The 22132-nt window shown below is 61.4% G+C and carries 21 protein-coding genes; 10 read left to right on the top strand and 11 right to left on the bottom strand.

Going from position 1 to position 22132, the window contains the following annotated elements; all coding sequences use genetic code 11:
- Nucleotides 1-69: 69 nt before the first annotated feature.
- The 5 genes from KYT97_RS29510 (at nt 70) to KYT97_RS29490 (ending at nt 5575) form a co-directional block, all read left to right on the top strand.
- On the top strand, nt 70-1575 hold the full coding sequence (locus tag KYT97_RS29510; protein ID WP_033234183.1) for a glutamate-cysteine ligase family protein: 1506 nt from the start codon (nt 70-72) through the stop codon (nt 1573-1575).
- 144 nt (nt 1576-1719) lie between these two features.
- Nucleotides 1720-2613, top strand: coding sequence for a universal stress protein (locus tag KYT97_RS29505; protein WP_033234184.1), 894 nt, complete (start codon nt 1720-1722; stop codon nt 2611-2613).
- 151 nt (nt 2614-2764) lie between these two features.
- Entirely contained in the window at nt 2765-3805 is a 1041-nt protein-coding gene (locus KYT97_RS29500; protein ID WP_033234185.1) for an LLM class F420-dependent oxidoreductase, read from the top strand.
- A 168-nt stretch (nt 3806-3973) separates the two neighbouring features.
- On the top strand, nt 3974-4867 hold the full coding sequence (locus KYT97_RS29495) for a universal stress protein (protein ID WP_033234186.1): 894 nt from the start codon (nt 3974-3976) through the stop codon (nt 4865-4867).
- 75 nt (nt 4868-4942) lie between these two features.
- Nucleotides 4943-5575 (top strand): response regulator, encoded by a 633-nt coding sequence (locus tag KYT97_RS29490; RefSeq protein WP_033234187.1) that lies wholly within the window; start codon nt 4943-4945, stop codon nt 5573-5575.
- 1 nt (nt 5576) lies between these two features.
- Here the strand turns inward: KYT97_RS29490 and KYT97_RS29485 are convergent, their stop codons facing one another.
- The 5 genes from KYT97_RS29485 to KYT97_RS29465 form a co-directional block, all read right to left on the bottom strand.
- Nucleotides 5577-7244 carry a sensor histidine kinase gene (locus KYT97_RS29485; RefSeq protein WP_116102154.1) on the bottom strand — a complete coding sequence of 556 codons (1668 nt, stop codon included), beginning with the start codon at nt 7242-7244 and terminating at the stop codon, nt 5577-5579.
- Nucleotides 7245-7271: 27 nt separating this feature from the next.
- Nucleotides 7272-7967: an SRPBCC family protein gene (locus KYT97_RS29480; protein WP_095888418.1), complete on the bottom strand. Its 696-nt coding sequence runs from the start codon at nt 7965-7967 to the stop codon at nt 7272-7274.
- A 30-nt stretch (nt 7968-7997) separates the two neighbouring features.
- Nucleotides 7998-8330, bottom strand: a complete 333-nt coding sequence (locus KYT97_RS29475) for a cupin domain-containing protein (protein ID WP_033234188.1) — start codon at nt 8328-8330, stop codon at nt 7998-8000.
- Between the two features lie 86 nt (nt 8331-8416).
- Nucleotides 8417-8908, bottom strand: coding sequence for a dihydrofolate reductase (locus KYT97_RS29470; RefSeq protein ID WP_045069161.1), 492 nt, complete (start codon nt 8906-8908; stop codon nt 8417-8419).
- A 2-nt stretch (nt 8909-8910) separates the two neighbouring features.
- Complete coding sequence (locus KYT97_RS29465) at nt 8911-9711, bottom strand: thymidylate synthase (RefSeq protein WP_045069164.1); 801 nt, start codon at nt 9709-9711, stop codon at nt 8911-8913.
- A 37-nt stretch (nt 9712-9748) separates the two neighbouring features.
- Here KYT97_RS29465 and cobF point away from each other — a divergent pair, with 37 nt between their 5' ends.
- The 4 genes from cobF to KYT97_RS29445 all read left to right on the top strand — a co-directional run bounded on the left by cobF (nt 9749) and on the right by KYT97_RS29445 (nt 13851).
- Nucleotides 9749-10489, top strand: coding sequence for a precorrin-6A synthase (deacetylating) (gene cobF / locus KYT97_RS29460; RefSeq protein WP_045069166.1), 741 nt, complete (start codon nt 9749-9751; stop codon nt 10487-10489).
- Between the two features lie 77 nt (nt 10490-10566).
- Complete coding sequence (locus KYT97_RS29455; RefSeq protein WP_092806734.1) at nt 10567-11733, top strand: GGDEF domain-containing protein; 1167 nt, start codon at nt 10567-10569, stop codon at nt 11731-11733.
- A gap of 44 nt (nt 11734-11777) precedes the next feature.
- A complete protein-coding gene (locus KYT97_RS29450; RefSeq protein WP_219111456.1) occupies nt 11778-12953 on the top strand; it encodes a GGDEF domain-containing protein in 1176 nt (391 codons plus the stop codon).
- Between the two features lie 31 nt (nt 12954-12984).
- Nucleotides 12985-13851 (top strand): Fpg/Nei family DNA glycosylase, encoded by an 867-nt coding sequence (locus KYT97_RS29445; RefSeq protein ID WP_092806738.1) that lies wholly within the window; start codon nt 12985-12987, stop codon nt 13849-13851.
- Here the strand turns inward: KYT97_RS29445 and KYT97_RS29440 are convergent.
- Nucleotides 13844-14719 carry a LysR family transcriptional regulator gene (locus KYT97_RS29440; protein WP_219111455.1) on the bottom strand — a complete coding sequence of 292 codons (876 nt, stop codon included), beginning with the start codon at nt 14717-14719 and terminating at the stop codon, nt 13844-13846. The two genes, KYT97_RS29445 and KYT97_RS29440, sit on opposite strands and share 8 nt — an antisense overlap.
- An 82-nt stretch (nt 14720-14801) precedes the next feature.
- On the opposite strand from KYT97_RS29440, the gene KYT97_RS29435 reads away from it, so the two are divergent.
- Nucleotides 14802-16040, top strand: coding sequence for an MFS transporter (locus KYT97_RS29435; RefSeq protein ID WP_219111454.1), 1239 nt, complete (start codon nt 14802-14804; stop codon nt 16038-16040).
- Here KYT97_RS29435 and KYT97_RS29430 read toward each other — a convergent pair.
- From KYT97_RS29430 to KYT97_RS29410, 5 genes are all read right to left on the bottom strand, one after another.
- Nucleotides 16037-16375: a YciI family protein gene (locus KYT97_RS29430; protein WP_219111453.1), complete on the bottom strand. Its 339-nt coding sequence runs from the start codon at nt 16373-16375 to the stop codon at nt 16037-16039. The two genes, KYT97_RS29435 and KYT97_RS29430, sit on opposite strands and share 4 nt — an antisense overlap.
- Before the next feature lie 63 nt (nt 16376-16438).
- Nucleotides 16439-18154, bottom strand: coding sequence for a DEAD/DEAH box helicase family protein (locus tag KYT97_RS29425; protein ID WP_219111452.1), 1716 nt, complete (start codon nt 18152-18154; stop codon nt 16439-16441).
- Nucleotides 18154-19044 carry an SDR family oxidoreductase gene (locus KYT97_RS29420; RefSeq protein WP_219111451.1) on the bottom strand — a complete coding sequence of 297 codons (891 nt, stop codon included), beginning with the start codon at nt 19042-19044 and terminating at the stop codon, nt 18154-18156. The genes KYT97_RS29425 and KYT97_RS29420 overlap by 1 nt, the downstream gene beginning before the upstream one ends.
- 43 nt (nt 19045-19087) lie before the next feature.
- On the bottom strand, nt 19088-20572 hold the full coding sequence (locus tag KYT97_RS29415) for a carboxylesterase/lipase family protein (RefSeq protein WP_092806750.1): 1485 nt from the start codon (nt 20570-20572) through the stop codon (nt 19088-19090).
- Nucleotides 20569-22113 carry a carboxylesterase/lipase family protein gene (locus KYT97_RS29410; protein WP_219111450.1) on the bottom strand — a complete coding sequence of 515 codons (1545 nt, stop codon included), beginning with the start codon at nt 22111-22113 and terminating at the stop codon, nt 20569-20571. The genes KYT97_RS29415 and KYT97_RS29410 overlap by 4 nt, the downstream gene beginning before the upstream one ends.
- Between the last annotated feature and the right edge of the window lie 19 nt (nt 22114-22132).

Here is a 22132-nt window from a genome sequence, read left to right as displayed (position 1 = left end):
CGGGAGTCGGCCGGTTAGCCTTGCGGAAGACGACCTTCGGTGGTTGATCGCGAAGGAGGGGGATCGGATATGGGCGCAGAAGTTCAAGCACGAATGTTCACGAGGGCCGACCGGCGGGTGTTCCGCAAGAAGGTGCGATTGTGCGTCGACGCCATGAAGCAGATGCTCGATCGCGGCGACTTCAGGGACGCCGTCGAGAAACCCGACCCGCTGCTGGGAATGGAGATCGAGTTCAACCTCGTAGCCGGCGACATGCTGCCGGCGATGTCCAACCTTGCAGTGCTCGACGCCATCGACGACGACGCGGTGTTTCAAACAGAACTCGGGCAGTTCAACGTCGAGATGAATGTCGAACCTGGCCCACTGACCGGCGACAACACATTCGAGCTCGAAGAAAAACTGCGCAGTTCACTCGCGATCGCGGACGCTCGCATCCATGAGCACGACGCCGAGATGGTGATGATCGGGATGCTGCCGACGCTCCAGCTCGAGCACCTCGACCGCGAGTGGATTACCGCGAATCCGCGCTACGAATTACTCAACGAGCAGATCTTCGCAGCGCGTGGTGAAGACATCGAACTCGACGTAGAGGGTGTCGCACTTTCCGGTGGGCCAGTGGAAGTGCTACGCGCCGATACCAATTCGGTGGTTCCCGAGGCGGCATGCACGTCGATGCAGTTGCACCTTCGGGTTTCTCCCGAAGAGTTTGCGCCGCACTGGAACGCGGCACAGTGCCTGGCCGGGCCGCAGGTGGCGCTGGCCGCCAACTCGCCATTCCTGGCAGGCAAGGCGCTGTGGCATGAATCTCGGATACCGATCTTCGAACAGGCCACGGACACCAGAACACTCGAACTCAAGAATCAGGGAGTGCGACCACGCGTCTGGTTCGGGGAACGCTGGATACATTCGGTTCTCGATCTCTTCGAGGAGAATTCGCGATACTTCCCGGCGCTGCTACCAGACGTCTCCGATGCGGATCCCCTGGAGGTTCTTGCGGCAGGCGGAATTCCGGAGTTGAAAGAACTCCAGATGCACAACGGAACCGTCTACCGCTGGAATCGTCCGGTGTACGACTGCTCGGATGGCAAGCCGCACTTGCGGATCGAGAATCGAGTGCTGCCGGCCGGGCCCACCGTACTCGACATCATGGCAAACGCCGCGTTCTACTACGGAACAGTGCGGGCGCTCGTCAACGCGGATCGCCCACTGTGGTCGCAGATGTCTTTCCATGCCGCAGAAGAGAACCTGCACATCGGCGCCAAGCACGGGCTGGACGCAATGCTGTACTGGCCGGGCATGGGCTGGGTCGGTGCGGACGAATTGATCCTGCGACGGCTACTTCCCCTCGCGGACGAAGGCTTGGCCGACTTCGGGTTGTCGAGTGCAGCGCGTGAGAAGTACCTCGGCGTCATCGAAGGCCGGTGTCTCAACCGGCAAACCGGTGCGGCGTGGCAGCGGGGACGCGTCGTCGCCGGTGAGGCCGCAGGACTCGATCGAACTGCCGCTCTTGCCGAGATGATGCGGGCATATATCGAAAACATGCGCAGCGGTAATCCAGTTCACTTGTGGGACTGATTCGGGCTCGCTAATTCAACTCCCCATCAACAGTTTCGGGGACCTTGGTCATCGAAACAGGGATGGATTCGACCCGGAAACCATGTCGTAATTGCGATGGTTAGAGTGGAAGTGGCTCGATTACTTCTTACGGAAGGTGGGCACATGAGTTCACGCGAACACAACAATGTCGTCGTCGGAATCGACGGATCGGACACCGCGTCGACCGCGCTCCGGGAAGCTGCGAAAATTGCCGCGCAGCGAGAATTGCGTCTCGATATCATTCACGCGCTCGACTTTGCGCCGTACGGATTCGGCGGCCCGTACATCGACGCGGGTGGCGTGTACGAGTGGGTGGAAGAGGCCGGAAAAGCCGTACTCGGCGACGCCGAGAAGTTTGCCGCCGAGGTCGCCCCGACGGTCACCGTTCACACCGAGATGGCCATCGGTAGCCCGACGCAGTGGCTTCTCGAGAGTTCCGCGAAAGCCCGTCTGGTCGTCGTGGGAGCATCGTCGTCCGGAAAAGCCGCCACCGCGGTACTCGGCAACACCGCCGTCGGTGTCGCGAGCCACGGCAAGTGTCCCGTCATCGTTGTGCGCGAACGTGACGGCGTCGTACCGTCCGATGGTCCCGTCGTCGTGGGCGTAGACGGCAGTGCGCTGAGCGCGCAGGCTGTGGGTGCGGCATTCGAGGAAGCGGCGTTCCGCGGCGCAGAACTGGTAGCCGTCCACGTCTGGAGTGACCTCGGAACAGCAGCGTTCGAAGATCCCCGCGCTGCCGCGCTGGCACCGGCATCGCTCGAGGAAGAAGAGCATGCGGTATTGAGCGAGAATCTTGCCGGATGGTCCGAGAAGTACCCTGACGTCGTGGTTCGCCGTGAGATCTACCTCGACAATCCGCGTGGCCGCCTGCTCGAGTGGTCGGCTCGGGCACAGCTCGTCGTTGTCGGTAGCCGAGGCCGCGGCGGATTCCGCGGAATGCTCCTGGGATCCACCAGCAACACGCTGATCGCTTCCGCGCAGTGCCCGGTGATGGTGGTTCGTCCCGAAGATTCCTGATTTCTCGATGCGCTTGTGAGAACCTGCCCCGTTCATTTCGGTCACTGAATATGAACGGGGCAGTCACATGAATACGGCCTCATGTTCCGTAGTGTTCAGGGGGAGGTGTGCCTGGCGCACACATGGCAATCGTGAGGATTGGGGTTAGAACGTGCGCATCGGAATGGGTTTGAACTACAGCGGCGGATTCGCCGAGACTGTCGAAGAAGTCGGTGACCTCGAAAAGGCCGGTCTGGACATTGCGTTTGTCCCGGAGGCCTACTCGTTCGACGCGGTCAGCCAACTCGGATACCTGGCCGCGAAGACGACAACCATCGAACTTGCCTCCGGCATCTTCCAGATCTACACCCGCACGCCGTCGCTTACCGCGATGACTGCCGCCGGCCTCGACTTCGTCTCCAACGGACGATTTGTCATGGGCCTTGGCGCGTCCGGCCCACAGGTGATCGAAGGTTTCCACGGCGTCAAGTACGACGCCCCTCTCGGCCGTACTCGCGAGGTCGTCGAAATCTGCCGCCAGGTATGGCGTCGGGAAAAGGTCGAGTACCAGGGCAAGTACTACCAGGTGCCGCTGCCCGCCGAGAAGGGCACCGGCCTGGGCAAGCCGCTCAAGCTCATCAACCATCCCGTTCGCGAGCGCATCCCGATCCTCATCGCTTCCCTCGGCCCGAAGAACGTCGAACTCACCGCCGAGATCGCGGAAGGGTGGGAGCCGATTTTCTACCACCCCGAGAAAGCAGCAAGCGTCTGGGGAGAGCCCCTCGCCAAGGGCAAGGCGAAGCGCGACCCCAGCCTCGGCGAACTGCAGGTGTACGCGTCCCCGGCGCTGGCCATCGGTGACGACGTCGACCACATGCTGGACTGGGTCCGTCCCAGCATCGCCCTCTACATCGGCGGCATGGGAGCCAAGGGAAAGAACTTCTACAACGATCTTGCCGTCCGCTACGGCTACGCCGAAGCTGCCGAGAAGATCCAAGATCTCTACCTTGCAGGCAAGAAAGAAGAAGCCGCGGCAGCAGTGCCGGACGACCTCGTCCGTGCAGTCTCGCTCATCGGTCCCGAAAGCTACGTCCGTGAACGCGTCGCCGCATTTGCAGAATCCGGCGTCACCACCCTTAACGTCACCCCGCTGGCGGCTGATCGCGCCGGACGTGTCGGCCTGATCGAGAAGTTCCGGAACATTTGTGATTAACCGCTGTGCGCCTTTATTAACCCCCCGCGGTCAATAAAGGCGCACAGCAGATGTCCGATTCGGGACCTGCCGTAGCGGATAAAACGTATTTATCGCACTTGGGCAATAGTGTGGGAGCAATAGTGTGGAGGCAGATAGAGTTCTGTAGTCGATCCTGAAGGGACGAAAATGAGTGCAATCCAACCGGTTGTCGTAGCTGTGGACGGTTCCGAGGCGGCGTCGTCGGCCGTTGTGTGGGCCGCACGCACCGCCGCTGTGTTGGGGCGTCCGCTGCATATTGCAACGGTGGTGCACATTCCGGCCTTCTATTATTCCGAGCCGTATCTGGCCGAGAGTTTCAAGGACGAACTGCGACGCACTGCTCGTGCCAGACTCGACAGCGCCAAGATCCTGGCCCACCAGAGTGTCGACGGTGATCTCGAAGTAGTCACCGAACAACTCGACGGCAGTGTCTCCGATTCATTGATCGAATTGTCCAAACGCGCATACATGGTTGCCGTAGGTCCGCGTGGGCACGGCGAATTCACCGGACTTGTCGTCGGTTCGGTGACGGTATCGATTGTCTCGCACGGTGAATCGCCCGTGGCAGTCGTGCGCGGGCGGACACTGGACGGTCAGCCGCCCACTCAGGGACCGGTTGTTGTCGGTGTCGACGGCTCCGAAAACAGCATCGAGGCCATCGAGCACGCATTCGAGCAGGCGTCGGCGCGCGGCGCCACGCTGATCGCCGTCAACGTGTGGAGCGACGTGAGTGTGCAGCCTTCACTGGGCGCCACTCCGGACGACCCGTTGTGGAGCAGCATCCAGACCGGCGAAGAAGTAGTTCTGGCAGAGCAGTTGGCCGGATTCACCGAGCGATACCCAGACGTTGTGGTCGAGCGTGTAGTCGCGCGCGATCGCCCGGTGCGGGTTTTGAGCGAGTATGCCGAGACTGCGCAGTTGGTGGTGGTCGGTAGCCGCGGACGTGGTGGCTTCACCGGAATGCTTCTGGGCTCGACGAGTCGCGCACTTCTGCACACCGCAGATTGCCCCGTGTTGATCGTGCGCCACAGCAAGAACTGACACGGCTGGAACTGACACTCGTCAACTGACACCACAGTTGTTTCGATCGGCAATAGATTCTTGAAAGAGGCTTAGATGACTACGCGCGTGTTCCTGGTCGACGATCACGAGATCGTCCGACGCGGACTGTTCGATCTGCTCGGCGGCGTCGAGGATTTCGAGGTGGTCGGGGAAGCGTCGTCGGTAGGGGAGGCGATGGCCGTTATCCCCAAGAGCAATGTCGATGTCGCGGTTCTGGACGTGCGACTGGCCGACGGCAACGGCGTTGAATTGTGTCGCGACCTTCGCTCGATGCTGCCGAACCTGCGGTGCCTGATGTTGACCTCGTATGCGGACGACGAAGCGCTGCTCGACGCCATCATGGCGGGCGCGTCCGGCTTTGTGCTGAAGCAGATTCTGGGCACGGATCTTGTTGCGGCGGTACGCACCGTCGGCTTGGGTGGATCGCTGCTCGACAGCCGCGCCACCGAAGCGTTGATGGCGCGAATCCGCAGCGAACGCACCGCAGATCCGCTGGCGGAACTCTCCGATCAGGAACGCGCGGTATTCGACCTCATCGGTGAGGGCCTGACCAATCGAGAGATCGGCGCGAGGCTGTTCCTCGCCGAGAAGACGGTCAAGAACTACGTGACCCGTTTGCTCTCGAAGCTGGGTATGCAGCGCAGGACTCAGGCTGCCGTGCTGGCAACCGAGCTGCGCAACAAGTAGTTCAGGGCTTCCGCCGCCTCAGCGGTACCCGCCACACCAGGCGGGTGCCGTTCGGGCTGCGGTTGCCGATTGTGCATGTGCCACCACAATGTTCAGCGCGGCGCTCGAGATTGTGCAAGCCGCTCTTGTGGACGCCGACGGGGATACCTTTGCCGTCGTCGTCGATGGTGATGGCAAATTCGAGGTCGGCGGTCACGGAGATGGTGATCGTGTCTGCCTGGGCATGTCGCAGAACGTTGCTCAAACCCTCACGAAGCACGGCTTCGGCATGGGGGTGGATTCCGGCTTTCACGAGTGTGTCGATCGCTCCGGAGAACTGAACGCTCGGGGTGACTGCTGATTGTGCTGTGGCGTCACCGATTACGTCGAGGAGGCGTCGGCGCAGGCTGGTCGAGTCCGCGGTGGCGGGTGTCTGGAGATCGAAGATGGTGGTGCGGATTTCGCGGACGGTTTGGTCCAACTGCTCCAGCGACCGGGTGACGATGGCACGCGCGGAGTCGGGAAGATCGGAATCGGGCAAGGTGCTCTGCAGGCTCATGCCGCTGGCAAACAGACGCTGAATGACGTTGTCATGCAGGTCACGCGCAATGCGGTCGCGATCTGCCAGAACCGACAGGAGACGCTGTCCACGTTGTTTCTCGTCGAATTCGATAGCTACAGAGCCTAATTCGGCCATCGACTCGATCCGGGTGAGTTCGTCCGAATCCCAGTGAGTGTTGGCGGAATCCGACGTGAGCAGTAATGCGCCCACCACGCCGGATGCAACCGTCATCGGGGCCAGCACCGCGCTACCCGCTGTCGGGACCAAGTCGAGCAGAGAGCCCAATTCGGTGAATACGTGCAATCGTCGAGTCTGCCGAATGACGTCGAATGGATAGAGGCTCGCCGGGACTCGGACTCCCCGCGACGTCGGCCGGGCGCTGACCGCGGTGTGTACCTGCGCGTAGCCGTTCTCGCAGATCAGCACGATGACATCGTCGATGCCGGTCAACTCGCGCACACGGGTGGCGAGCAGTTGCAGACTGTCGTCGAGCGAATCGCCCGCCAGCAATCGTGACCGGATGGCAGACATTGCGGTGAGCCATCTTTCGCGGGTCCGAGACTGCTCGAACAGCCTGACGTTCTCGGCTGCGATACCTGCGGCGATGGCAAGTGCTTCGAGGATGACCTCGTCCTCCTCGGTGAACTCTGCCGCACCACGTTTCTCGGTGAGATAGATGCTGCCGAAAACCTCACCGCGCATCATGATCGGCGCACCCAGGAAGCTGTCCATCGGCGGATGATTGGCGGGAAACCCGACAGACGCGGGGTGGGCGCCCAGATGTGGAACACGCAGAGTCTTGGGATCGTTCATGAGGACGCCGAGTACGCCGTGGCCTTCTGGGAAGTGTCCCATCGTCTGCCGCAGCGGCTCGTCGATGCCCTCGTACACGAATTCGGCCAGCCCACCGCCCGGTGCCCGCACGCCCAATGCCCCGTAGTTGCAATCCAATACAGTGGTTGCCGCAATAATGATGCGCTGCAGCGTGAGATCGAGATCAAGCCCGGAACCGACAACAAGCACTGCTTCGAGAAGTCGGTGGAGCGTCGGGATGTCAGCCTTGGAGTCGGCCAGACGCTCGAGTACTTCGGCGAAATTGCGTGTCGGGTTGCCCGAAGAGTCGATCATGCTCGAAGCATATCGCTCCCAGTGTGGTCACTCTTGGCGAGATCGGCCGTCCCACCACTGCTTCCAGTGATGTTCGATCTCGTCGAACTCGTCCGCGCTGAGATCGTAAGTGGCCAGAATGATCTGGAGTTCCTGCTGGGCGCGGTACGGAACCGTCGGCTTTGCCGCGACCACCAACAGTCCGGGACCAAGGTCTTCGATTGTCACTCCTGTTTGCAGCGCGCTGACGAAGTCGACAATGCCGTCGGCGTAATCGCCGGGAGCAAGCGTGGCGGTGTAACGCCCGCCGGCTTCCACAGGAAGGTGCCCGAGTCCGAGGATCGAGGCTGCGGATTCACCCGGAATCAGTGGGCCGTCGAGGTAAATTGTTCTGCGCTCGGCCAATCCGTGATGTTCGACGCCGAACTTCAAGAAGTGCAGAAATGTGGTCCAGCCCTCCGTGATGTCCTCGTACCATTCGTCGTCGGGTACCTGCGGCGGACGCGTCATCCGGACAATGGTTCTGCCGCCCTGGTCGATCAAGGCGAAGCGATCACCGTTACCCAGTTCGAGGGTGTGTGCGTCAGGGTCTGCGACCGCGGTGCCGTAGATCTGAGTGATTTCGTCGTCGAGTCCGTCGTAGTCCCACCCGAACCAGCGCCGAATCAGCGAAGGATCGCGCAGCGCCGGCCACAGCACGGACGGCGCTGCTGCGATGGACACCTCGATCACCGTTTCGTTCACGGGGAACACGCTACCGGGATCAACCGTCCGTCAGCCCTTCATGGCGACTGTCAGCAGAAAAGCAACGTCTTCGAGCGCTTCGACACTGTGCCGGTGGGCCGGAATGGTGAGGAAATCGCCAGTCGACCCTTTCCATTCGTCGCTACCGCACACGAGGTTGAGTTTTCCACTCAGGACCAACAGCGTTGCTTCGCCGGGACTGTCGTGTTCTGCGAGGCTCTTGCCGGCGCTCAGCGCGATCACGGTCTGTCGCAGGCTGCGTTGGTGGCCACCATAGACGGTTTGTGAACTACGACCGCTGGTTGCCGACGCAGCCAGTTTCAATTGTTGACGGGCGAGGGCTGTCAGTGACTTCTTGTCCATCGAAGACCTCTCGGGTAGCGCGATCATCTCGGTTTCTCGAGTATGACCGACAGGCTGGTGAGGTGCCTCGTTATTGGCGGAAGTGGTCAGCGAGTGTATTCGAGCCAGCGGAAGCGCAACCCGGTCTTCTCCGACGTGTGCCAGGGCTCGTCGGACGTGAGGTTCCAATCGGGGCCGATCTCGGGAGCAACGGCTTCGCCGGTGATATCGAGATCGATCTCGGTCACCAAGAGACGCGTCGCGAATGGCAGTGCAGCCGAATATATTTGCCCTCCGCCGACAACAAAGAGGTCGCCGTCAGGCAATGCCAACGCCTCGTCGAGGCTGTGTGCGGCTTCGGCTCCGTCCGCTGCCCACTCCGAATCGCGGGTGACAACGATATTGCGGCGCCCACTGAACGGCCGGAACTTGGGTGGAATGGAATCCCAGGTCAACCGGCCCATGATCACCGGATGCCCCATGGTGACTCGCTTGAAGTAGGCCATGTCCTCCGGCAGTCGCCACGGAATCGTGTTGCCTGCACCGATGACACCATTGTTCGCCTGAGCCCAGATGAGGGTGACTGCGCGATCATTCATGATCAGACCGCGACCGGAGCCTTGATAGCAGGATGGTGCTGGTAACCGACTATTTCGACATCCTCGAAGGTGTAATCGAAGATGGAATCGCGCTTGTTCAGTTTCAGAATCGGAAGGTCGAGCGGGGTCCGGCTGAGTTGTTCGGTGACCTGATCGACGTGGTTGTCGTAGATATGGCAGTCGCCGCCGGTCCAGATGAATTCGCCGACGTCGAGACCGGCCTGCTGCGCCATCATGTGTGTGAGCAGGGCGTAACTGGCGATGTTGAAGGGAACACCCAGGAACATGTCGGCACTGCGCTGATACAACTGGCACGAGAGTTTGCCGTCGGCGACGTAGAACTGGAAAAACGCGTGGCACGGTGCGAGCGCCATCTGCGGAATGTCGGCGACGTTCCACGCGGAGACGATGATCCGACGCGAATCAGGGTTGGATCGCAAGGTTTCGAGAGTTTGCGTGATCTGGTCGATGTGCTCACCCGACGGGGTGGGCCAACTGCGCCACTGAACGCCGTAGACCGGGCCCAGTTCACCGTTCTCGTCGGCCCACTCGTCCCAGATGGAGACGCCATGTTCATGTAGCCACGCCACGTTGGAGTCGCCGCGCAAGAACCACAACAGTTCGTTGACAATCGACTTGAGGTGCACCTTCTTGGTGGTGACCAGGGGGAAACCGTCGGCAAGATCGAATCGCATCTGGTGACCGAAGATGCTGCGAGTGCCGGTGCCGGTGCGATCGGCTTTGGGGGTGCCGGTCTCCATCACGAGCTTCAACAGGTCTTCATATGCGGTGGAGACAGTCACGGGACACAGTCTAGGGCACGCACGATAGCCTCGTTCAATGCGTGAACTCCTCGTGATCGGCGTCGGCGCCGGTGACCCCGACCAAGTGACGATCCAAGCTGTCAAGGCCATGAACAGGGCCGATACGTTCTTTGTGATCGGTAAGGGGAGTGAGAAGCAGGATCTCGTCGACTTGAGAACCGGGATTCTCGAAGAACATGTGACCGGTGAATACCGCGTCGTCGAGATAACCGATCCCCCGAGAGATCGGACACCTTCGGACTACGAAGGTGTTGTCGACGACTGGCATGACCGTCGAGCGTCCATCTTCGAGGAAGAGTTTGCGGCCGAAGCCGGAGTCGGCGCGATATTGGTGTGGGGTGACCCGTCGCTCTACGACAGCACCTTGCGCATCGTCGAACGGGTGCTCGCGCGCGGCAACGTCACATTCGACTACACGGTAATTCCCGGTGTCACGAGTGTGCAGTCTTTGGCGGCGCAGCACCGCATCGTGCTCAACCGCATCGGCGAATCGATACACATCACCACTGGGCGCAAGCTCGCCGAAGGATTGCCGGACGGCATCGACAACGCCGTCGTGATGCTTGACGCGCACTGCACGTTTACCGAGGTTGCCGGGGATGACGTGGAAATCTGGTGGGGCGCGTACCTGGGCACACCGGACGAAGTGTTGATCGCCGGGAACCTGCGTGAGGTAGAAGACGACATCGTGCGTGTGCGGGCGGAATTGCGTGAGAAGCACGGCTGGATCATGGATACGTATCTCGTTCGTCGCTAGACCGCCGCGCTGCAGGCGATAAGTATTTACCCAGGTGAAGTGCAACTGTCGGCGGACCGGCACCCTATGATTTGCCCATGACATCGTTCGGGGCGGATCGGTCACATGAGATCCTGCCTGCCCCGCGCGAACGCGATCAGTCAGCACTGCGGTCGGCAATCGCTCTTCTGGTGCAGTGGTTTCGACGGCCGGATCAGTTCGACAGTTTCACCCGATACCTCGCGTCCAAGGGGTTGGAGGTGGCGGTGCGCCTGATCGTGATCGCGTCGTGTGTGTCGGTGGCGGTTGCCATGTTGTTGCTGCGTTTCAGCGAAGCGGGCGTCCATAACCGCGCCACGAGTGTCATCAACGCGGGGATCATCGCCGGGACCGTCGTTATGATTGTGCTGTTCAGTCTTCTGCCGGCACTGACCCGCAAGTGGTCGTACCTGTTTGTCGCGTACGCGGAGCTCGGCGTAGTGATCGGTGTATTTCTGAACCGCGATCCGTTTATCGGTTTGATCCAATGCATCGTCTTCGTTTTGGTTGGCGGCTATATCGCGTATTTTCACAATGCGCGACTACAGGCCGCGCACATGGTTCTGTCCGGCGTGGTTCTGGTGCTTGTCGCTCGTCAGGTGGCCGTTTACGAGGATCCGGCGTTGGCGATCGCGTTGTCGTTGGTTGTCGCCACGAGCATCGTGGTCATTCCATTTGCCTGCCAGTTCGTGCTGTCGATCCTGGGTTCGGACGCCGAGAGTTCGGATGTGGATCCGCTGACCGGCCTGCTGAACCGGCGCGGACTACAGCGGTCGGTCGAAGAATGGGGGGTCACCGAAGCGAACTCCCGCGGATTGTCTTGTGTCGTGGTGATCGTCGATGTCGACAATTTCAAGACTGTCAACGATTCGTACGGACACGAACAGGGCGATATTGTCCTTCGCGAGTTCGCGGTGAGGCTACGTCGATGTGGAAGTAATCACGCTCTGTTCTCGAGATTCGGCGGTGACGAGTTCGTGTTGGTCGACATGATCGGCAAGCGCGCCGAACTCGAACTCGAGGAGAATCTGCGTCGGCACATGCGGTTGCCCGACAACGTTCCGGTGGTCACGACCAGCATCGGAATCGCAATTCCGTCGACTTCGACGTCCAGCTATGTCTCGGAAGTGGAACTCGCGGGATTGTTCCGACTCGCTGACGCTGCGATGTATCAGGCAAAGGCGTCCGGGGGTGACCGGGTCATCGTCACCCACACGCAATTGTGATGATTGTCGGATAGCGGAAGGTCGTGCAGGCTTATCCTGTTCGGGTGGGTGCAGCGGTCGATGACGGACATTCGAGTAGCAAAGCTACCGAACGGCCGTTTTCGTCTGCCGCGTTGCATCGAGTCGCGCCTCTGCTCGTCGACTGGTATCGACGCCCTGACCAATTCGAGTCCTTCACACGTTATCTCGCAGACAAAGGGCTGACCGGCGCATCGAGAACATTGGTTGTCAGCTCGTTGCTTCTGGTAATCGTCGTGATGTTCTTGACCAGATTCAGTCCTGCGGGTCCCACTACTCACGGGGAGCGCACCGCCAACCTCGTGATCATCGTCCTGACGGCGCTGATGGCCGCGATTCTCGCGACCAGAGGCAGGTTGGAGCGATCCTGGTCCTACGTGTTCGTGATTTATTCGGAAATTGGGATTGCCGCAGCGCTGGTGCTGTACTCGAATCCGCTAGCAGCATTGGCGCACAGTGTGATGTTCTCCGTGATCGGCGGATACATCGCTTTCTTCCACAACGCGCGCATGCAGACTCTGCATCTGTTGTGGGCGTCCGTCGTGGTTATCGGAGTTGTCGCGCGCATCGCCTATATCGAAAAGTACACCGATGTTCCGTCGTTGATCGCCATGGTCCTGTTGGTCGGCGCGGCCATCTACGCGATCCCGTTTGCGTGTCAGTTCGTGTTCTCGATTCTCGGAACCGATGCCTTGAAAGCGCAACATGACCCGCTGAGCGGACTCTTGAACAGACGAGGGTTGGCCGACGAGGTCGGATTGATGTTGCATCGGCCATTCGAGAGTTCCACCAATTTGGTTGTCGCAGCGGTGGATATCAATCGATTCAAGACGATCAACGACGAGTACGGGCACGATGTCGGTGATGTTGTGATCGAGAAGGTTGCCGCGAGACTGACACAGTCCGTCGGTCCGTCTGCGTTGATCGCGCGCATTGGCGGTGACGAGTTCGTCCTCGTGGATCGGTGCGACGATCAGGAAATCGACAGTCTCGCAGAGTCCCTGCGAAACATAACCGTCACCGGTCCCGAGCATCCTGTTGTCGAGTTGAGCGTCGGAATTGTCGCAGCGGCCGGTCCGTTCGGATCCCCGGATCGTGCGATTGCCGTCTACGGAACACTCCTCCGAAGCGCGGATCAAGCGATGTACACAGCAAAAGCACGACAGGAACACGCCGTCGTCGTACTGCGAAATCTGCAGTGAGTTTGTCGGTGTTCGGCGCTAGGGTGATGCCATGCCTGAACTGCCCGAGGTAGAGGCGCTGGCCGGATTTCTTCGCGAACACGCAGTGGGCGCTGTAGTCGGCCGCATCGACATTGCCGCATTGAGCGTGCTCAAGACCTTCGATCCGCCGATTGCTGCATTGCAGGGCCGAGACGTGACGGGCGCAGCCAGATTCGGTAAACATCTTGGGCTGGACTGCGATGGGCTCTGGCTCATCACCCATCTGTCGCGTGGTGGATGGATGCGGTGGCAGGACAATCCGTCGTCGACGCCACCAAAACCTGGCAAAGGTCCGTTGGCGCTTCGAGTTCATTTCTTCACGCCGGAGGGGCTCACTCCTGCTTGCGATCTCACCGAAGCCGGCACGAAAAAACGCCTGGCAGTGTGGATAGTGGCGGACCCGCTGGAGGTGCCGGGGATCGCTCGTCTGGGACCCGACGCCATGGCCGTCACCGAAGCGGAATTTGCCGACATACTTGGTGGTACCTCCGCCAGGATCAAGAATGCGATAGTCGACCAGTCACTTCTTGCCGGCGTCGGGAATGCCTACTCCGACGAAATCCTGCACACGGCACGGCTTTCCCCGTTCGCGACGTCGTCTCGTCTTACCGCAGAACAGATAACAACGCTGTACGACGCCATGCGAACCGTGCTGGCCGATGCCGTCGAGCGGTCGGTTGGACAGGACGCGGCACGGCTGAAGGGTGAGAAGCGATCGGGAATGCGGGTACACGCCCGCACCGGTTTGCCCTGCCCCGTGTGTGGTGATGTGGTGCGCGAAGTGTCTTTTGCCGAGCGATCCTTCCAGTACTGCGCAACCTGCCAGACCGGCGGAAAACCATTGGCAGACAGGCGAATGTCGCGGCTGCTCAAGTAGTGAACTGATCGGAGAGGAGTGTCACGAACTCCCGGGCCAGTGACGATGAGTGGGCCGGGTCGGTAATGGCATGGACCACCCGGTGCGGAGCATCGGCGATCGGCACACAGACCAATTCGGGATGCTCGGCGCTCATCGACTCCGGCAGCAAGCCGACGCCCAGGCCGTTGACTGTCAGGGAACAGATGAGGTCGACGGAATTCGCTTCGTACGTGCGTCCCCGCGGAACCCGCGATTCCGCAAATGCCTGATCGGTTTGGACCCGGGCCTCGCTGCCCGACGCGAAGTCCACGAGCGGGACGTCTCGCAGATCGTCGAGTCGGATGGACGGCAGTGTGCTGAAAGGGTGTCCGTCCGGCACAAACGCGGCAGTCGACTCGCTCCACAACGGGCTGGCCGAGAACGTCTTGGGTAGTCGCCCAGGCGCCAAGCCGACAATTCCTACGTCGATAGCCCCCGATCGAACGCCGTCGATCACTATCTCGCTGCCGTAGGGGCGCACCGTCACATCGATGCCGGGGTGGCGCTGCGTCAGAGCTGCCAGTGCCTGTCCGACGTCGACGCGGCCCGCTGAGGAAATGACGCCGACAGTGAGTCGAACCTGCTCGACGTTGCTTCCCGAAACGTCGCTGACCAGTCGCGACACGGCGCCGAGTACGTCTCGGGCTCGGGAGACGAACACTTCGCCCGACTCGGTCAGCCCGACATTGCGGCTGTTTCTTTGGAAGAGTTCGACACCGAGCTCGCGTTCGAGATCCCGTATCTGAGTGCTCAACGCCGACTGTGACACATGGAGTCGAAGTGCCGCTCGACTGAAGTGCCTGTCCTCCGCAACAGCGAGTGCGTAGCGGATGTGCCGAAGTTCCATGACACCAATCTATCTGTTTTGAGGATTGATTCTGCAGATCTATCTATTGGACTGCAATCGGATGGCGGTTCATGCTTGAGCAATGATTTCTCACGACACGCGTCCACGGCTTGGACTACCGATAGTGCTGCTCATGGCGGCAGCAACGGGTCTGTGCGCGGGTGGCAACTACTTCAACCAGCCGCTTCTCGATTCCATCGCGGAACATTTGAATGTGTCGCCGTCAACGGCGGCTGCCACGGTGACTATCGCCCAGGTGTCGTACGCGCTCGGTTTGGTACTCCTGGTGCCGGTGGGTGACATGGTCGACCGACGCAAGCTGACGGTTGGTCTGATGCTTCTGGCAGCACTCGGCCAAGCGGTCAGTGGATTTGCTCCGAACTTCGCCACCCTGGCCGTGGGAATCGCTGTTGCCGGTGTCTTTTCGGTTGCCGCGCAGGTTCTCATTCCGTTTGCCGCATCGCTCGCCGAACCGCAGCGGTCCGGTCAGGTGGTCGGCACGATCATGAGTGGCCTGCTGATCGGAATTCTGTTGGCACGCAGCGTTGCCGGACTGCTCTCCGGGCTGGGCGGATGGTCGACGGTGTACAAGGTGGCAGCGGTGTTGATGGTGGTCATGGCTGTTGCGCTGTGGCGATCCCTGCCCACGGACGCCGGCCCACGGCCGAAGGTGAGCTACCTCGCGACCCTGCGTTCGCTCGGGAGCCTGGCAAAAACCCTGCCGCGGTTGCGTACTCGCGCCGCCATGGGCGGGCTCGCCTTTGCTGCGGTCAGCACGGTCTTCACCACCATGGCATTTCTCCTGGCCGGCGAATTCGGGTACAACGACACGCAGATCGGCCTGGTGGGATTACTCGGCGTGGCGGGAGCGTCGATGGCCACTGTCGCCGGGCGGTTGGCTGATCGTGGCAAGGCCCAACTTGCCACCGGTGGCGCCTTGGCCGTCCTGCTGTTGTGCTGGTTGCCTTTTGCCGTAGGTGGCACCCACCTCGTGTGGTTCCTGATCGCCTTCCTGCTCGCCGATCTTGCGCTGCAAGGAGTGCATGTCAGCAACCAGAACATCATCTACGCCCTCATCCCGGAAGCGCGGTCGCGCGTCAATTCCGTCTACATGACGACTTACTTCGTCGGCGCTGCCGTCGGGTCGGCCGTGGGATCTGTTGTCTGGAAGGGGTACGGATGGTCCGGCGTGTGCGTCGCCGGCCTGGCATTCTCCGTCGCCACGGTAGCGGTGTGGATGGTCGACCGGCGGTTGGATGACCCTGTGCGCCTTTCCGGTAGCGCCCACTACCAGAAAGGCGCACAGGGCCGAAGGCCCTAGCTGGCCGGGTCGTACCCGAACTCGCGGAGCTCCTGCGAGCAACGGCAGGCCACTGCGATTTTCCTCGCCCACTCGACCGCGTCCTCGCGCGTCGGCAGCTCCAGCACGGTGAACCCGCCCGTGAGTTCGCTGCCCGGATAGATCTCGGTGCTCACCGACCCGTCGGCGGCCACCAGCACGGGATCGACTTCCCCGTCGATTCCGCCGCCGAATACATAGACGCCGGCAGCCTTCGCCTCCTCGATCACAGCGTGGGATTCTACGGAGACGATCGGGAACTCCTCGTCGGTGAGCACCAGCGCTTCGCTCGGGAAGGAGATGAGGTATTTGGTCATGTCTCGATGGTGCCCCGCGGACGGGGCGGACATCAAGGGTTGCATCAACGGCACCGAGTGCGTCTAGCGCTCGGCAGTAAGGACATCAGGCTCGAGCCATTCAACGCCGAGGAGTTCGGCGAGACTGCGAAGGCCCGACTGGTCCCCACCCTTCAAACCGGTTACCGACTGAAGATTACGCAACATCGTTGTTGCAACATCCTCTTCCTTGGTGCCGACGCCAAAAGGGATGAGCCACGGGCACGTTTGGTAGTCGCGGTGTGATCGACCAAAAGTCTGCTCGGCGGCGATACCGGAGTACCGGGGTTGATGGAAGATCCCGGTGCGAGGCAGCGGTGACGCGTGGGTGCCGTCCGGCAATGCCTCGTTGGCATGCAGTGAGATGGACGTCGTGACGTTGAAAACGACAACGGGCGCCTCGCCGCGTTGGAAGCGAAGGCGTTGGTGCTCCTTGTCGGTGACCGCGCCAAAAATCTTGGCAACGGAAATCCCCGAGTCTTCGATCATCTCGACCAGCGGATCGCCCGCTGTTGACACGAATTCGACGGCCACCAGCACCTGCTTTCCTGCCTTGACCTGAGCCTGCGCCCACTGAGCGGTGGATTCGGCGCGGATCATGCCGGCCTTCTGCCGGTATCGCAGAACCAGCGCGCGGCCGCGAGCAATGTTGCGGCTTTTACGGGCCAATCCCATTTCGTACGCGTACTCGGCCCACTCCGTCTCGTACTGCGCGCGTTGAGAGGGCGTGAGGTCGATAGGCATACCGTCGAGTGGGACCGGACCCCACGGAGTTCGGCGATGAATCATCAACGGAGGCTTACTGTTCGACAACCATCCTCGGACGGTTTCCAGAGCGCTCGCCTGTAGAGTCGGTGATTCCTTGGCTTCGGCGCTCCACGTCCACTTGCCGTACGACTTATCCAGTGGGAGGCCGGATTCGAGTAGCCTGGCGCCTAGATCAGACCAGTACTCCGACGGCTCGTTGTGTAGCTGCGCGAAAAGTGGTGCGAGATAACGCTGATCGGCAGGAGTGTGACCAGGCGTTGCGGTCACCGACAGGACAAATGGCGACTGATCGTGACTGTTGGTGAAGCGGGCAACCTTCTCGAACGCCGCTGTGCGCTGAGTGTCGTTGCTGTACAGCTGGGCTTCGTCGGCAATGACAACCCCGAATGTGTACTTGGGGCGGCCGTTGCGGGCAATGAGCTTCTTCAGTTGATCGGGAGACATGATCAGCCAACGGAATCCGCCGTCGCCGACGGAAGCGATGGAGTACCGCCAATGCGGGATGGTGATCTGAGCGGGTCGGTCGACGAGGACAAGGATGCTGGCCTCGTCACGTTCTTCGGCGATTGTCTTGGCCGCCATGATCGCAATGAGTGTCTTGCCCAGACCTGCGTTGTCGGCCAACAAGAAACCGCGGCGGCCGGCGCGGGCGGCGTCGACTACCGCAGCGGCTCCCGAAACCTGAACAGGTCTCGGTATTTTAGGTGCTGACGTCGGACGTTCTCCGGCGCCGCCGTTGATGTCGTCCTCGACCCACTGTTGGTAGGAGAAGGGGAGCGCTTTGAACGGCAGTAGTTCGGTAGGAAGCTCGCTGCCCACCCAGGCATAGCTCTTCCATTTCTTCACGAACTGTGCGCCAGGCGCCGCAGTCCGGAACGGGACGTCGAGGAGCCAGACGCGTTCACCCGGGCCTGCGGTGGGAACGTCCGGAGTTGTGGCTGTCTTTCGGGTGGCTGGCTTACGGGTTGTGGCAGTTCGCTTGCGGGGTGGCATCAGGCGTCGGTACCGGTTTCGTCAGTGTTGAGATCAGTGTTGAGATCAGTGCCGAGGAGTTCGCGCAGCGTCAACGGCGGGCGTCCGGTGATGTCTTCCACCGCAGTGCTGATGACAGCGAGTTCTCCTTTTGCGATAGCGGTGTAGGTGGACACCCAGGCATCAACTTCCCAGTCCGGTGCGTTGTACGACGCGCGGGATGCGTAGGCCTCCTCGACGGTTTCTTCGTGGTACACCGTCTCACGTCCGGTGACGTCGGTGATGATCGCTGCCACTTCGGCGAGGGTGAGCGCTTCCTGACCGGTGAGGTCGTAGGTTCGGCCGACATGCGCATCGGGATCGGTCAGTACCGACGCGGCGACGCGGGCGATGTCCGACCGAGCAACCGCGCCGACCGCGCCATTGCCGGCCGGGCCCCGGATGACGCCGTCAGCGCCGGCCATAGCGGGAAGGAAGTCGAGGTAAGCGCTGTCGCGAATAAAGGTGAAAGACATTGCGGTGGAACGGATATGTTGCTCAGTGGCCCAGTGATCGCGGGCCAATGTGAAGGTGGCGTCCGGCGCTGCGCCGAGGTACGAGGTGTAGACGATGTGGCGCACGCCCGCGGAGACGGCAGCGTCGATGAAGGTGCGGTGCTGATCGAGACGGTCGGCACTCTCTGCTGCCGAGACCATGAACAAGATGTCGATGCCGTGCAGGGCCGCGGCGGCGCGATCGTGATCGGAGAAGGTGGCTTCAGCTCTCTCGGTACCGGGTAACTGGGGGAGTCGGCTGATCGAACGCGCGATCAGCCTCAGCGGCATGCCGGACTCGGTGAGGATACGAGCGACCTCCCCGCCGATATGGCCAGTGGCGCCGGTGACGGCGATGGTGCGTGAACGTTCGGACATGGGAACCCCTTCGTTCTTGGTGTGTGTACGTCTTGCCCTGTGGTCAGCGTCGGTGCTCGTATCCGATCCAGGCTCGTCGACGGTCGCCGAGTGGATCGCTTTCCACTCGGCAGGTGCGGTCGAAAATCATGGTTCTCCGCTGGGCGCTCGTGTACACGGGCCACTCGGTACCCGGGCTACCGGTTCTCGCGAAGTTGATCCAATGTTCTTGCATCGCTTCGGTGACCGTCGCCAGGGACCGACGCCCACCGATCGCGGTCAGCGCACCGGTGAGGGCGTCCGATCGCCCGAACACGGCAAACAGTTCTGTGGCGTGGGTGGCGCCCAGTCCGACCAGGGTGAGGATGCGCGGCGCAAAATCGTAACGGTAGCTGTACGTGGGGGCCACGTCGCAATGTCCTTGTGCGCACAGGACCATCGGTTCCCAGAATGTGATGTCGCCGCCGATGTCTGCGGCGGCGTAGCGGTGCGGATACGTCGGATAGGCGGCGAGTGCGCGGGCCTTCACGTCGGCCGAAACGTGCGAGAACATTTTCTCGATGCGGGCAGGATCGGTGGGAAGAATGTTGAGGAAACGTGGAAAGATTCTGCCCTCGTGGAGATTTGACCCGAGCATCAGTGGAACGGGATGAGATTTTCCGGCGGCAAAGACGTCAAGCGGATGTTCGGGGAGGACGTCGTCGCCCACAACAGGCGCGAAAGCACGGGTACCAGGTTCCTCGTCAGCGCCGCGCCGCACAAGTTCGTCGCCGACCTCGACGAGTCGGCGAACCGGTACATTTCGTAGCCAGGCCGCGGGTGTCTTGGTCGGGGCTCCGGCAATGTCGAGGAATTCGCGTGCCCACCCGTGCGCGCGTTCTTTTCCGTATGCCGAAGCTGCCGGCGGGCTTTGAGCGATGGCGCGGGCAAACAACCCTCGCGTAGACGGTGTTGTCATCACAGTGGTGACGGCATTTGCGCCGGAGGATTCACCGAAAATTGTGACGTTGTCGGGGTCACCGCCGAACGCCGCGGCGTTTCGCTGGACCCATTCGAGTGCCGCAATCTGGTCGCGTAGCCCGATATTCGAGTCAAATGAGTGCTCCGCAGTGGAGAATTCACTGAAATCGAGGTAGCCGAGCGCGCCGAGGCGGTACTGGACGGAGACGTAGATGACATCGCCACGTTCCACCAACGACGTTCCCCAGTACATCGGCGCCGACGGATTTCCGCCGTTGTACGCGCCGCCGTGAATGAACACCATCACGGGACGTGGGGTAACACTGGCCGACTCGGGCGCAAGAACATTTACGAACAGACACGACTCGTTTTCGGTGCTCTTACGCTGTGGTGCCGGTGAATCGAACTCGGTGGCCGAGCGGGTTCCCGCCCACGCCGCAACTGGTTGCGGTGCGAGAAACCGCGCCGACCCGATCGGCGGAGCAGCGTAGGGAATGCCGCGCCAGGTGCGGAGTCGACCAGTGCGAGTCTCGAGGTAGCGGCCCCGGATCTTTCCCGAATCGAGTACTACGTCAAGGTTGTCGGTCACGAAGAAACCTGATTCGGTGCGTAGTTGCGGTAGCCCGCATATCCGGACCAGGCGCGTCGTTGCTCGGCGCGCGGATCGGTGTCCACGCGAGAGATCGCGTCGAAGATCATCGTGTGACGCTGCGCGGCGTAACTCGGCCAGTCACTTCGAGGTGCCGCATGCTGTGCGAAGTGCAGCCAATGTCCCTGCATCGCCTCGGTGACGGCGCTGAGGCCTCGCCTGCCACCAGGAACTGTGAGGCCACGGCCGACTGCGCTGTCACCGATACCGAATACCGCAAACATTTCGAACCCGTGAGTGGCGTCGAGACCGACCCATCGCATCAGTGGTGGCGCAAAGTCGAAGCGGTAGGCGTACGTGGGTGCGTACTGCGCGTGTGCCTGCGCCAACTCCACCGACGGATGCCAGAAAGTCACGTCGCCGCCGATGTCGATTGCAGTGTCAGTGCTCGGGTATCCCGGATATGTTGCAAGGATTCGATTTCCGGCTGCGGGATCGGTGAGGGCGAACATCCTCTCGATTCGCGCGGGAGTTGTCGGGAGCCCGTCGAGGAACTTCGGGAAGAGCGTGCCCTCACGCTTGTTGGTGCCGATGATCAGCGGAACCCGATGTGCCAGGCCACGACTGCACGCCTCCGCCGGCGGATGGGGAAGAAAATCTCCGTCGACACTGGGCCCGAACGGATGGAGCCCTGGTGTAGCAGCAAGAGCTTCGGCTCCCAGGCGGGCTCCGGCGCGGCCCAATTCACGAGCCGACGTAAGACGCAGAGCCTGGTCCGGGGTGGCGTCGGAGCCCAGAATGTCGATGAACCGTCGACCCCATTCACGTGAGAGCGACTGGTTGGCAACAAGATCCGGTGCCGGGCTCTCCGCTATGGCGGCCGCGAACAATCCTTTGGCCGCCGGCGTCGCCAGCAGGGTGGTGACGGCAGTGCCGCCGGCCGATTCGCCGAAGACCGTCACTCGATCGGGGTCGCCGCCGAATGCTGCAATGTTCCGCTGCACCCATTGCAATGCGGCCACTTGATCACGAAGCCCGAGGTTGGCGTCGAAATGATGCCGAGGAGTGGAGAATTCGGTGAAGTCCAAGAAACCCAGAGCACCCAGTCGGTAATTGATCGATACGTACACGATGTTGCCGCGGGTGACGAGCGAGCGCCCGGAATAGATGCCCGTCGCCGAGGTGCCAATGGTATTGGCGCCCCCGTGGATGAACACCATTACCGGAAGGGGCTCGCGGCTAGGGTATTCGGGGGCAAGAACATTGAGTGTGAGGCAGTCTTCGCTGCTGGGGTGATACTTCCCGGGAGCCAGCGCCAAGCCCTTCTTGTTCTGGACCGACGCATCGCCGAATACCGAAGCGTTCCGCTCACCACGCCAAGGCCGCACTGGTCGTGGCGCTTGCAGCCGCAAAGCTCCGACCGGGGGACGCGCGTAAGGAATGCCTCGCCACGCACGGAGTTTGCCCACCCGCGTGCCGCGCAATGCTCCGTCAGGTGTGCGTACGAGTAGACCTGGATTCGTCGGTGCGTCTGCCGCCATATTCGCGACTATACGTAAC

The sequence above is a fragment of the Rhodococcus globerulus genome, from assembly GCF_019334125.1.
GTDB lineage: Bacteria > Actinomycetota > Actinomycetes > Mycobacteriales > Mycobacteriaceae > Rhodococcus_F > Rhodococcus_F globerula.
Note: the sequence above shows the minus strand (reverse complement) of the source record. Positions and strands in the feature narration are given on the sequence as shown.

Bases quoted from the DNA above. Each gene is read 5' to 3' on its own strand.
- KYT97_RS29510 (WP_033234183.1), top strand. From the start codon at position 70: ATGGGCGCAGAAGTTCAAGCACGAATGTTCACGAGGGCCGACCGGCGG.
- KYT97_RS29505 (WP_033234184.1), top strand. From the start codon at position 1,720: ATGAGTTCACGCGAACACAACAATGTCGTCGTCGGAATCGACGGATCG.
- KYT97_RS29495 (WP_033234186.1), top strand. From the start codon at position 3,974: ATGAGTGCAATCCAACCGGTTGTCGTAGCTGTGGACGGTTCCGAGGCG.
- KYT97_RS29490 (WP_033234187.1), top strand. From the start codon at position 4,943: ATGACTACGCGCGTGTTCCTGGTCGACGATCACGAGATCGTCCGACGC.
- KYT97_RS29485 (WP_116102154.1), bottom strand. From the start codon at position 7,244: ATGATCGACTCTTCGGGCAACCCGACACGCAATTTCGCCGAAGTACTC.
- KYT97_RS29475 (WP_033234188.1), bottom strand. From the start codon at position 8,330: ATGGACAAGAAGTCACTGACAGCCCTCGCCCGTCAACAATTGAAACTG.
- KYT97_RS29470 (WP_045069161.1), bottom strand. From the start codon at position 8,908: ATGAATGATCGCGCAGTCACCCTCATCTGGGCTCAGGCGAACAATGGT.
- cobF (WP_045069166.1), top strand. From the start codon at position 9,749: ATGCGTGAACTCCTCGTGATCGGCGTCGGCGCCGGTGACCCCGACCAA.
- KYT97_RS29455 (WP_092806734.1), top strand. From the start codon at position 10,567: ATGACATCGTTCGGGGCGGATCGGTCACATGAGATCCTGCCTGCCCCG.
- KYT97_RS29445 (WP_092806738.1), top strand. From the start codon at position 12,985: ATGCCTGAACTGCCCGAGGTAGAGGCGCTGGCCGGATTTCTTCGCGAA.
- KYT97_RS29440 (WP_219111455.1), bottom strand. From the start codon at position 14,719: ATGGAACTTCGGCACATCCGCTACGCACTCGCTGTTGCGGAGGACAGG.
- KYT97_RS29435 (WP_219111454.1), top strand. From the start codon at position 14,802: ATGATTTCTCACGACACGCGTCCACGGCTTGGACTACCGATAGTGCTG.
- KYT97_RS29430 (WP_219111453.1), bottom strand. From the start codon at position 16,375: ATGACCAAATACCTCATCTCCTTCCCGAGCGAAGCGCTGGTGCTCACC.
- KYT97_RS29425 (WP_219111452.1), bottom strand. From the start codon at position 18,154: ATGCCACCCCGCAAGCGAACTGCCACAACCCGTAAGCCAGCCACCCGA.
- KYT97_RS29420 (WP_219111451.1), bottom strand. From the start codon at position 19,044: ATGTCCGAACGTTCACGCACCATCGCCGTCACCGGCGCCACTGGCCAT.
- KYT97_RS29410 (WP_219111450.1), bottom strand. From the start codon at position 22,113: ATGGCGGCAGACGCACCGACGAATCCAGGTCTACTCGTACGCACACCT.